This window comes from Streptococcus sp. KR, from assembly GCF_002238115.1.
Taxonomy (GTDB): Bacteria; Bacillota; Bacilli; order Lactobacillales; family Streptococcaceae; genus Streptococcus.
This window is the reverse complement of record NZ_NGVM01000099.1, coordinates 1-653: the sequence shown is the minus strand read 5'-3', so window position 1 is coordinate 653 and position 653 is coordinate 1. Positions and strand designations below refer to the sequence as shown.

General features: G+C 38.1%; 2 protein-coding genes. Both read left to right on the top strand.

The annotated features are described in order from the left end of the window. On the top strand, window positions 1-397 hold a 397-nt coding region (locus CBI42_RS11065), incomplete at its 5' end, for a type IV secretory system conjugative DNA transfer family protein (protein WP_179211406.1). A gap of 20 nt (window positions 398-417) precedes the next feature. Beyond that, window positions 418-653: hypothetical protein (locus tag CBI42_RS11060; protein WP_142294120.1), on the top strand; the 236-nt coding region annotated here is incomplete at its 3' end.

The following is a 653-nucleotide window of genomic DNA, read 5'->3' as shown; positions in this document are numbered from 1 at the left end:
TCACCTATTTTTAGGGACAAATGACAAGGATACGATGGAATACTATTCTACAAGGTCAGGTAAGCAGACTATACGTACTCGATCCACTTCAAAATCGCATAGTTATCGTAATGGCTCATCAAGTGAAAATAAACAAATTCAAGGCCGTCCCCTTCTAACTCCAGATGAAGTCGCAAGAATTGGGGTAGAAGAAGGATTGGTATTTATTTCTAAACAAAATGTCTTCAGAGATAAAAAAGCAAGTGTCTATGATCATCCTAGAAAAGATGAGATTGCAAGTTCTCCTGAAGACAAAGAAAACTGGTACGAATACACTCGAAAAGGAACAGACATCGACGGCTTGCTTTTATATGCTAACGATTTGACTCCGCAGCTAAAAGAGTTATTCGTGGCCTAACATACAGAAAGGATAGTAGGATGGAAACACCTAAAACACAATTAGGATACCTGGAGAGTATCTCGCAGGTTCTAGCATTAAAGCTAGAAAATTTAGCCACAGAACGTTATGCTATTTGGCAGCTATTCAAACAGGCAGATGAGGAGACTTTCTATCAATTAGCTCCTCATCTTTTTGTGACAACGAGTAAGGAAGATCCAATAGTTGTTAGTGAACTAGATGCAACTCCTGAAGGATATCTTTTATTTAAGGAATT